At 70.1% G+C, this 9,567-nt stretch carries 8 protein-coding genes and 1 tRNA gene; 1 reads left to right on the top strand and 8 read right to left on the bottom strand.

Annotation, left to right across the window (positions count from 1 at the left end; all coding sequences use genetic code 11):
• Positions 1 to 81: 81 nt before the first annotated feature.
• The 4 genes from ACWER9_RS17020 to ACWER9_RS17005 form a co-directional block, all read right to left on the bottom strand.
• A complete protein-coding gene (locus tag ACWER9_RS17020) occupies positions 82 to 945 on the bottom strand; it encodes a carbohydrate ABC transporter permease (RefSeq protein ID WP_452302712.1) in 864 nt (287 codons plus the stop codon).
• Between the two features lie 11 nt (positions 946 to 956).
• On the bottom strand, positions 957 to 2,387 hold the full coding sequence (locus ACWER9_RS17015) for an extracellular solute-binding protein (protein ID WP_452302711.1): 1,431 nt from the start codon (positions 2,385 to 2,387) through the stop codon (positions 957 to 959).
• Between the two features lie 448 nt (positions 2,388 to 2,835).
• The gene (locus ACWER9_RS17010; protein ID WP_452302710.1) at positions 2,836 to 3,606 is read right to left on the bottom strand and encodes an IclR family transcriptional regulator; all 771 of its coding nucleotides are present in this window, start codon (positions 3,604 to 3,606) and stop codon (positions 2,836 to 2,838) included.
• A gap of 264 nt (positions 3,607 to 3,870) precedes the next feature.
• Positions 3,871 to 3,945 (bottom strand) — tRNA-Lys (locus ACWER9_RS17005).
• A 245-nt stretch (positions 3,946 to 4,190) separates the two neighbouring features.
• Here ACWER9_RS17005 and ACWER9_RS17000 point away from each other — a divergent pair.
• Positions 4,191 to 5,273: an NAD-dependent epimerase/dehydratase family protein gene (locus ACWER9_RS17000; RefSeq protein WP_452302709.1), complete on the top strand. Its 1,083-nt coding sequence runs from the start codon at positions 4,191 to 4,193 to the stop codon at positions 5,271 to 5,273.
• Between the two features lie 181 nt (positions 5,274 to 5,454).
• On the opposite strand, the gene ACWER9_RS16995 is transcribed toward ACWER9_RS17000, so the two are convergent.
• From ACWER9_RS16995 to ACWER9_RS16980, 4 genes are all read right to left on the bottom strand, one after another.
• Complete coding sequence (locus ACWER9_RS16995) at positions 5,455 to 6,639, bottom strand: hypothetical protein (RefSeq protein ID WP_452302717.1); 1,185 nt, start codon at positions 6,637 to 6,639, stop codon at positions 5,455 to 5,457.
• A gap of 103 nt (positions 6,640 to 6,742) precedes the next feature.
• Positions 6,743 to 7,492, bottom strand: coding sequence for a ZIP family metal transporter (locus ACWER9_RS16990; RefSeq protein ID WP_452302708.1), 750 nt, complete (start codon positions 7,490 to 7,492; stop codon positions 6,743 to 6,745).
• A gap of 54 nt (positions 7,493 to 7,546) precedes the next feature.
• The gene (locus tag ACWER9_RS16985) at positions 7,547 to 8,722 is read right to left on the bottom strand and encodes a GNAT family N-acetyltransferase (protein WP_452302707.1); all 1,176 of its coding nucleotides are present in this window, start codon (positions 8,720 to 8,722) and stop codon (positions 7,547 to 7,549) included.
• Positions 8,723 to 8,823: 101 nt separating this feature from the next.
• Positions 8,824 to 9,543, bottom strand: coding sequence for a PP2C family protein-serine/threonine phosphatase (locus ACWER9_RS16980; protein ID WP_357347963.1), 720 nt, complete (start codon positions 9,541 to 9,543; stop codon positions 8,824 to 8,826).
• Positions 9,544 to 9,567 lie beyond the last annotated feature (24 nt).

The raw sequence follows: 9,567 nt of genomic DNA, 5'->3' as shown, positions 1-9,567 counted from the left end.
TGGCGGCCAGATCTTGCATGAGTCACTCGTCGATCACCGACGTCGAACCCTACCGATGCCAACCTCCCGGAACCGGCCCACCTATAGAAGCGTCGCCTTTGAGTACGCGATGAGCACGTACGGCGCTGTCACGTCACCCGGACCGCCCTGCGTCAGCAGCCAGACGAGGTCGAAGTTGTTGAACGTCCAGATCGACGACAGGGTCACCGTCACGGTGATCACGTGACGCAGTCCGGGCAGCGTCACGTTCGCGAACCGCTGCCACGCCGAGGCGCCGTCGATCGTCGCCGCCTCGTAGAGGTCAGCCGGGATGGCCTTCAACCCGGCGAGGAAGCACACGGTGAAGAACGGCACTCCCTTCCAGACGTTGACCAGGATCACCGACGGCATGGCCAGCGACGGGTCGGACAGCCAGCCTGCGGGCCAGCTGTCGACCAGGTGCGCGCTTGCCAGCAGCGGCCCGATCCCGGTGGCGGTGAGCAGCGTGTTGACGCTGCCGAAGATCGGGTCGAGCAGCGAGCGCCAGCTGAACGCCGTCACCACCGTCGGCACCACCCACGGCACCAGGAGCAGGCCGGTCAGCAGGGCCCGGCCACGGCGGCGATGGTGCAGCAGCAGGGCTGCGGCCAACCCCAGCACGACCTTGAAAACCTCGGCGTACGCGGTGAAGACGAACGAGTTCACCACGCCGGTGTGGAACTGGTCGTCGCCGATGAGCGCGAGGTAGTTGTCCAGGCCGACGAAGACGCTGTCCTGCCCGTGCCGTTCGGTGGTACTGGTGACGATCGACCGGGCGATCGGCACGAGGACGAGTCCGCCGACAAGCACGGCCATCGGCGCCAGGAACAGTGCCGCCAGCCGCCAGTCACGCCCCAGTCGCCGCTGGACGGCGGTGAGAGAGCCGGGTCCCGACGGCGGGGAGTTCCGCACCGTCGGGACCCGCACCGGGCGGACCGTCACTGTCGCAGCCCCTGCTGGTTGAAGATCTGCACCATCTTCGCGTGGGCGGCCGTCACGGCCTGCGCCGGTGACGTCCCCTGCACGACCTGCTGCATCATGTCGGTCAGGACGTAGGCCGATCCCACCGCCTGCTGGCCCGCGCTGGCCTTCTGCGGGAAGGTCAGGCCGTTCTTCGTGTTCAGCGGCAGCTTCAGCTCAGTGATCCTCCGCAGCATGGGGAACGCCGGGTCGCCGCTCGTGAAGAACGGGTCGGCGTCCCAGACCTTCTGCCAGGCGGGCATCACCAGGCCGGGTGCCTCCTTCGCCACCCCGAGCAGCGCGGGTGCACTGACCAGGTACTGCGCCAGGAGCTTGGCGAGCGCGGAGTTCTTGGCGCCCTTGAAGACGACGAAGCCCTGCGACTGACCGAGCAGCAGCGGGTTGTCGGTCGCCGGCCCGATGCAGTCGGAGAACACGTGGGTGTTCGCGTGCACCGGGTTCTTCTTGGTCCGGGAGTCCGCGTAGACGCTGAACTGGTTGCGGGTGTAGCCGAGGATCCCGGCGAGCCAGTTCTCGTTGTTGCTGGTGTCGGTCCAGCTCGCGATCCCCGGGGGCAACATCGGCTTGTACTTGGAATTGGTGTAGATGTCGCCGAGGAAGGTCACCGCCTGCACCGTCTCGGGCGAGTTGAACGTGACCTTCCGGCCGTCGTTCGAGGCGATCGACCCGCCGTACGCGTTGATCAACGCCTCGATCATGCCGTTGCCGTCACCGGACCGGTTCACCGTCATGCCCCAGCCGAACCGGCGCTTGCCCGGGTCGGAGATCTCCAGGCAGACGTCTCGCAACTCCTCCCAGCTGTAGATGTCCTTCGGGGTGATGCCCTTGTCCTGCATCCAGTCCTTGCGCAGGAACGAGCCGATGCCGATGAAGTGGTACGGGATCGCGTACCACTTGCCGTCGAAGACGCAGAAGTTCTTGGCCTCCGCGCAGGGCTCGCCGTACTTGGCGGTCAGCGCCTGGACGACGTCCGTCACGTCCTCCAGGTCGCCGAGCGCCTGGAACTGTGCGACGAACCGTGAGTCGGTCATGAACGCCAGGTCGCGGGCCACCCCGCCCTCGACCTCAGCGTGGATCTTGGCCACGACGTCACCGGCGTCGGCCTGGACCAGGCTGTTCTCGATCTTCGTTCCGGTGGTGTCGGCGAACTTCTTGATCGAGCTGTCGAGGGCCTCGTTCGCCGCAGTCGAGTACAGCTTCTGCGACAGCATCCCCATCGAGGAGCCCTTCACCGCCGCCGCGGCGTCGATCAGCTCCTGCGGAACCTCCGGCTGCACCTTCGTGGGTGGGTCGGAGTCGCCCCCACACGCGGCCAGACCGGCCGCGCCGAGCACCCCCACCCCCATCCCCAGGACGCCGCGCCGTGACCACCCCGGTTTGATCTCCATGAACATTCGCCTCCTTCAAGTCCCCGCACCACCGCACGCCGAAGGCGTGCCTGTGCTTCGGGTGTGCCTGTGCGGGCGACCGCGGACGCGTCGCCCGCGTCGATCAGTGCGTTCGCGAGCTACTCGCTGTCGACGGTCGTGGGCTTGCCGCGGTGACGACGGGCTCGTTCGCGCCGCCGCTCACCGTCGCGCTGCCTTGGCGACCGAGTGGGTCGCGCGAGAGAATCCGCGTGCCACTCGCCGGATAGCGCGATGAGGTCGGGGCGATCGGCGACCGGGCCGAGGAAGCGGTGCTGACGTTCCAGTTCGGTCGGGCCACGGGACCACCACCGTTCGAGATTTCGAACTGAGTTCGAGATTTCGTATCGAGTGGTCGCGACGCTAGGCCAGCGCCGTCACGAATGTCAATGTTTCGATGTTGTTTCGAGCCGAAAACGGGAGGCCGGCTCTACCGAGGCTGCACCCGGTAGCCCATCCGAGCAGAAAGCGTCGCCGCTCCCTCGCGAACCAGCCCGGTCCACTCCACCTGTGCCTGCGGGGTCCAACGAATGATCGGTGCGGACAGGCTCATCGCCGCGATGGTGGCCCCGGAATGGTCCCGGATCGCCGCAGCGACGCAGCGCATGGCGGTGTCCGACTCGCCGATGTCGACCGCGACGCGCTCCACCCGGACACGTTCGAGGTGCTCACGGAGAAGGTCCGGATCGGTGATGCTGTCCGGCGTCATGCCCGGCAGGGGATCCTTCAGCAGGACGGCGTCCAGGTCCTCCTGGTCGAGGGCCGACAGCAGTACCTTGCCGACGGCCGTGCAGTGAGCGGGCAGCCGCAGCCCGACACCGGAGACCATCCGGACGGGATGGGTGCTGTCGAACTTCACGAGGTAGATGACGTCGGCGCCGTCGAGCACGGCCACGTGGACCGCCTCGTCGCACGCGGCGGCGATGTCCCGCGCCACGCCCTGCGCCTCGCGTACCAGATCAAGCCGACCCGCGAACGCCGCGCCTAGCTGGAACAGCGGCATGCCGAGCCGATACTGCACCGGCTGCCCCGGCACGGAGATCAGGTACGCGCGAGCCTCGAGCGTGACGAGCAACTCGTGCACGGTCGTGCGGGGCAGATCGAGTCGCTCCATCACCTGCCGGGCCGACAGCTGGGGGCAGTCCAGGAACAGTTCGAGGACGTCGAGTGCGCGGATGACCGCCGGTACCACACGGGGCATGTCGATTGTCCCTTCGCAGTGCCGGACCCGTGTCAACGATCTCCACACGGGCCAGCACCTGAAGAGGATATCTACGTCAGCCCTCAGCGCCAGGCTTCGTGCTCGTCGCCGGTCGGCGCGCTCTCGACCCGAAACGTCGCCGTATGTCGGGCCGCCTGGAGTGGGAAGTGTCGCCCCGGCGAGCGTGCCGAGCTGGGCGATCGCTGTGCCAGCCGTCGCGGGGCGAGCGGTGTGGGCCCGCTGGCACGTTTCAGGTGGTCGCTGTGGTGGGCCGCCAGGGACTCGAACCCTGAACCTATGGATTAAAAGTCCACAGCTCTGCCATTGAGCTAGCGGCCCGCGCGCTCAGGTTACCCGACGGTGAGCGTCGACGACTCTCGGCTTCCGGCCGACCGTCGATGGCTCCGCGTACCTGCTCTTCACCCAGCTCGCCCTTGATCGACTCGGGGTTCAGGAAGTCGGGCTGTTGTGCGGGCTTGGATGCCCCGACTTTCAGGAAGTCGAGTGGATCAAGCCGCGGGCGGCGGGGCGTGGGCGGCGGGCGTGGGTGGTTGAGCTGCGGCTGGGCGGGTACGGGGTCGGGCATGCGGATCGTGGTGGTGGGGGCGAGCGGCAACGTCGGTACGGCCTTGCTGCGGCGGCTGCGCCGCGAGCGGGGCGTGGAGCTGGCCGGGGTCGTTCGGCGGTTGCCCGGCCCTGACGCCGGCGAGCCGTACGACCAGGTGGAGTGGCACTCCTGCGACATCGGCGCGCCGGGCGCGGCCGGGCAGCTCGCCGAGGTCTGCGCGGGTGCGGACGCGGTGGTGCACCTGGCCTGGCAGATCCAGCCCAGCCACGACCAGCGGGTGCTGCGCCGGACCAACGTCGAGGGCAGCCGGGCGGTGATCGACGCGGTGGTCCAGGCCGGGGTGCCGGCCCTGGTGTACGCCTCGTCGGTCGGCACGTACGCACCCGGCCCGAAGGACCACCCGATCAGTGAGCGGTGGCCGGCCACCGGTGTGGCCGGCTCCTCGTACAGCGAGCACAAGGCGGAGGTGGAGGCGCTGCTGGACGGGGTCGAGCGGGATCACCCGACGCTGCGGGTGGTGCGGATGCGACCCGGGTTGGTCTTCCAGCGGGCCGCCGGCGTGGAGATCACGCGGTACTTCCTCGGCCCGCTCGCGCCGGTACGGCTGCTGCGCTTCGGCCGGATACCCCTCGTACCGACGAACCGTCGTTTGCGGATGCAGGCGGTGCACGCCGACGACGTGGCCGATGCGTACGCCCGGGCGGTGTTGGGTGATGCGCGCGGCGCCTTCAATGTCGCCGCGGACCCGGTGCTCACTCCGGAGCTGGTGGCCCGGCACTTCCATGGTTGGACGGTGCCGGTCGCCGCGCCGGTGCTGCGGGCGGCGGCGGCGCTGACCTGGCGGGCGCGGCTGCAACCTGTCGACGCGGGGTGGGTGGAGCTGGGTCTGAACGCCCCGCTGATGTCCAGTGAGCGCGCGGAGACCGAGCTGGGGTGGCAGCCCAAGATCAGTGCGCTGACGGCGCTCCAGGAACTCTTCGCCGGCATGGCCCACAGCGACCACACGGCGAGCCCGCCGATGTCCGGCGCGCGAGACCTGCCCGGCCGCCCCGCCGCCCTCCTCCACGCCCGCCCCCCGGGCGAAGGAAACCCCTACTGACCCACCCCCACCCCCACCCACCCCGCCCCCAGCCCTCAGCTTGCTGATCAAGAGCTTTCGGTCATCGGGGCGGCGTTTCCTGACCGAAAGCTCTTGATCACCAACGGGGGCGCCGGGGGCGCCGGGGGCGCCGGGGGCGCCGGGGGCAACCGGGGGGCGCAGGGTGGGGGTGGGGGTGGGGTTAGGAGAGTTTGGAGTTTGTGATCGTGGGGTTGCGGGCGCCCAGGAAGAAGATGCCGGGGAAGCCGCGGGTCTCGAAGCCGGCGCTCGGGTTGCGGCGCAGGGTCGAGCTTTCGATCTTCATTGTGCCGGTGCGGTTGTTGCTCACGAAGAAGATCGCGCCGCCGCCCTCGTTGGCCCTGTTGTTCTCGATGATCGTGCCGGCGATCCGGACGGTGAACTCGTTGCCGTCGCAGTAGATCGCGCCGCCGCTGCCGCCGCCCGGCGTACCGGACTTGGCCGGGTTGGCCCCGCTGCCGATCGCCTCGTTCTTCCGGAGCAGGCTGTTCAGCACCACCCAGGACACGCCGATGCTGCTCAGCGCCCCGCCGTTGGAGCAGGAACCGCCGTCGAAGGTGCTGCCCACCACGTACACCGGCTTGTTCTCGTACTGGCTCAGCACCCGGATGCCCGCGCCACCCAGGTCGGGGCCGGTGCGGTCGCAGCGGTTGCGGACGAAGCGCGAGTTGACCACCTTCAGCCGCCCGCCGCGTACGAAGATCGCCCCACCGCCGCCGCCCTCGGCCCTCTCGCCTGTGGAGTTGCCGTCGGCGAAGGTGAGGTTCTGCACGGTGAGCTGCGGGTGGTCCTGGTTCTGGCAGTGCGAGGTGGTGAAGCCCTGGGCCTCGTCGCACGTGTTCATGTAGAGGATGCGGCGCTGCCCCTGGCCGCTCAGTGTGACGGTGCCGCCGCCGTCGAGCACGATCTTCGGCCCGTTCGCGTTGCGGACCTTCGCGGTGGCGGCCATCTTGATCGTCACCGGGGCCGGTCCACAGTTGAACCTGATGACGCCGCCGGCCGCGACGGCCTTCACGACGGCTGCGGAGGTGCAACTCGCCGGGGTGCCGGTGCCGATGGTCCGGGTCGGCTTGGAGGTGTCCACCGCCCGCGCCTCGGCCGGCACTGCGGCCCTGCCGTTCGGGTTGCCGGCCGCGAGCACCGTGGTGGTGGGCTTCGGGCTCGCGCTGGCCCCGGGGCCGCCGAGGCCGTCGCGGGCCCCCGGTGCCTCGGCCGGACCGCTCGTCGACGGCGGCGTCGGTGACGCGGACGAGCCGGCCTCGAACGTGGGGGCCGGGTCGTTGGGCGCGCAGGCGGGCAGGGTCGCGGCAGCGACACCGAGGACGAGGAGAGCGGCAAGCGACGTCATGCGCACCCCGTGATGCTAGGGCGTGTGTCAAAGTCCCTGGCCGGCCTGCGGCGGCCCAGACGAATCCGCCGAGCCGGCTTGATGCGCTGCTGAGACGCCATCATCAGGCGTGGGAGAGGGCGAAGGCGGTCAGGAAGCCGGCGACCGTGATCAGACCGACCAGGAGGTGCGCGTTCTCGAACGCCTCCGGGACCATGGTGTCGGTGATCATGGCGAGGATCGCCCCGGCGGCCAGCGCCGTGATGGCGGCGAGCGCCTCCGGCGGCGCACCACCCAGCAGCGTGTTGCCGACAAGCGCGGCGACACCACTGACAAGCGCGATCCCGGTCCAGAGCAGGAACACGTACCGTCGGCTGCGGCCGGCCTGACGCATGCCGGCCGCGCTCGACAGCCCCTCCGGAACATTGCTGAGGAACACCGCGGCCACCGTGACCAGGCTGACCGCGCCGCCGCTGAGCAGGCTCGCGCCGATCACAACCGATTCCGGTACGCCGTCCAGGAGCGCCCCGACGGCGAGCGCCGACCCGGAACCGGGCTGTTCCCCCTCCGAGGGCTGCTGGTCGCCGGACCGCTTCCGATGCCGTGCACCACGACGGGCGAGCGCCAGGTTGGCAAGCGTGTAGACCACCGCACCAGCGGCAGCGCCGAGCGCGGTGGGCAGCAGCCCGCCCTGCGCGTGCGCCTCGGCGATCAACTCGAACGACACGGCGGAGAGCAGCACCCCCGCCCCGAAGGCCATGATCAACGCGATGATGCGCTGCGGCACCCGCGCGAACCAGCCGACCGCCGCCCCGACCAGCAGAGCTGACCCGGCCAGCAGGCCCCACCCACCCGCCTGTAACCACTCCGGCATTCGCGGGACCCTACCCACGGTCACCGGGCCGGCAAACCCGTTCGTGAGGAAGGCTCAGAAGTCGGCGAAGAGGTACGGCACCCGGCGGGGGAAGATGCCACGCAGTTCCGTGGCGGCATCCACCGGCACCTCACCCAGACCGCGAAGCGGCAGCTCGGCCGGGTCCAGCACCCCGTACGCGAGGGCGGAGAGCCCGGCGGCGGTGAGCGTGGCGGTCGGCGCCCGGCCGGTGCTGTCGTCGACCAACTCCAGCTCGCCGGTCGTACCGTCGAGCAGGTGGGTGCCGGAGAGCCAGCGGTCCCCGGTCAGCTCGATCCGCACCCGACCCGGGCCGGCGGGTAGCCCGCGCAACGCGTCGAGCGACAGCAACCGCGCCATCGGCGCGGACGAGATCGGGACGGCCGTACGCGCCTCGACGTGCACGTCCAGGTCGGTCAACCACAGCTCGGGCAACTCGTCGGGCGGAACCTGGACGGTGATCCGCTCGATCTGGTCGACGTGCCGGGCGAAGAACTGCAACAGCAGCGCCCGCGCGAGCGGATCGGAGACAAGCAGTTCGTTGCCGTGCAGCGTGCCACCGTGTTCGTCGATCCGGTACGTCACCGCGCCGGTGACCTCGCCGCCGACCCGGGCGGTGAGCAGCCAGTACTCGTCACGGTCGCGCATCCCGACCGCCCGGTGGTCCGGAAAGATCGCGAAGCCGTGTCGCTCCTGGAGGGTGCGTTCGGTGAACGCCCGCCACACCGGATAGCCGGCGGCGACGCGTTCCCAACCGACCTCGCCGGGCAGGTCCATTCGGAGCAGCGAGCCCAGGTGGGCCGGCGTGAAGGTGACCCGGCGCGGCTTGGGCAGCCCGGCATAGCCGAACCGGGCGTAGAAGCTGGGCCGGAACGGATAGAGCGCACTGACCGGGTGCCCCTCGTCGCGCATCTCGTCGAGGAGTTGGTGCAGCAACGCCCGGACGTGCCCCTGCCGGCGGGCCAGCGGATGGGTCGCCACCCCGGCGACACCGGCCATCGGCAGCACCACCCCGCGCAGGTTCTGCCGCATCGGAATGGCCGAGACGGCGGCAAGCGTGGTGCCGTCCTCCTCGGCGATCAGCGTCCGGTTGCCCTGGTTGTAGGGCAGGTAGTCGCGGAACTCCGCGGTCCGGGAAGCGCTGAGGGGCGAGGACTCGAAGGCGTACGCGGCCAGCGGGAAGCTGGTGGTGAGACGGTCGTCGTCGGTCACCCGGCGGATGGTCATTCGCCCATCTCAACCCGCCACGCAGGTCGCAGCAACCGGATTGGCCCGATCCGCGTGCTGCTGACCGGGCCGTCCGGGCCGGTGGCTCAGTGGGCGACGACGTCGGAGACGACGACTGTGACGTTGTCCGGCGCGCCGGCGTGGTGGGCCAACTTCACCAACTGTTCACCGCACTGCTGACGGTCGGCGTACATGCCCAGGGCGGCGGCGATGGCCTCGTCCTCGACGTAGTCGGAGAGCCCGTCGCTGCACAGCAGTAGCCGGTCGCCGGGCACCACGGTGAGCACGCCGACCGCGGGTGGGGTGTCGGCGCCCTGCACGGCCCGGGTCACCAGGGACCGCTGCGGGTGGTGGCGGGCCTGCTCGGGAGAGAGGGTGCCCTGGTCGACGAGCGCCTGTACGAAGGTGTCGTCCCGGGTGAGCTGGGTCAGCTCCCCGTCGCGCAACAGGTAGCAGCGGGAGTCACCCACCTGGGCCAGCACCAGCGTCTCCCCGGCCAGCAGCGCCGCGGTGAGCGTCGTACCCATGCCGTCCCGGCTCGGGTCGACGGTGATCGCGGCGTGGATGCGCTGGTTGGCGGTGCTGACCACGGCACGCAGGGCGTCGGCCGCGCCGTCGGGGTCGGTGGGCGGAGCCAGCTCGTCCAGGATCCGGATCACGATCTCGCTCGCCACCTCGCCCGCAGGCAGCCCCCCCATGCCGTCGGCGACGGCGATCAGGCGGTCACCGGCGAGGGCGGAGTCCTCGTTGTTGGTGCGCACCAAGCCGATGTCGTTGAGGATGACCGAGCGGAGGATCAGCGTCATGGGGTCAAGCTTGCCAAGAACAAC

It is taken from the genome of Micromonospora sp. NPDC003944, from assembly GCF_053605225.1.
Note: the sequence above shows the minus strand (reverse complement) of the source record. Positions and strands in the feature narration are given on the sequence as shown.

What these genes read in the sequence shown, in the direction of transcription:
- ACWER9_RS17015 (WP_452302711.1), bottom strand. Translation starts at nt 2,387, where the DNA reads ATGGAGATCAAACCGGGGTGGTCACGGCGCGGCGTCCTGGGGATGGGG.
- ACWER9_RS16980 (WP_357347963.1), bottom strand. Translation starts at nt 9,543, where the DNA reads ATGACGCTGATCCTCCGCTCGGTCATCCTCAACGACATCGGCTTGGTG.
- ACWER9_RS16990 (WP_452302708.1), bottom strand. Translation starts at nt 7,492, where the DNA reads ATGCCGGAGTGGTTACAGGCGGGTGGGTGGGGCCTGCTGGCCGGGTCA.
- ACWER9_RS17000 (WP_452302709.1), top strand. Translation starts at nt 4,191, where the DNA reads ATGCGGATCGTGGTGGTGGGGGCGAGCGGCAACGTCGGTACGGCCTTG.
- ACWER9_RS17010 (WP_452302710.1), bottom strand. Translation starts at nt 3,606, where the DNA reads ATGCCCCGTGTGGTACCGGCGGTCATCCGCGCACTCGACGTCCTCGAA.
- ACWER9_RS16995 (WP_452302717.1), bottom strand. Translation starts at nt 6,639, where the DNA reads ATGACGTCGCTTGCCGCTCTCCTCGTCCTCGGTGTCGCTGCCGCGACC.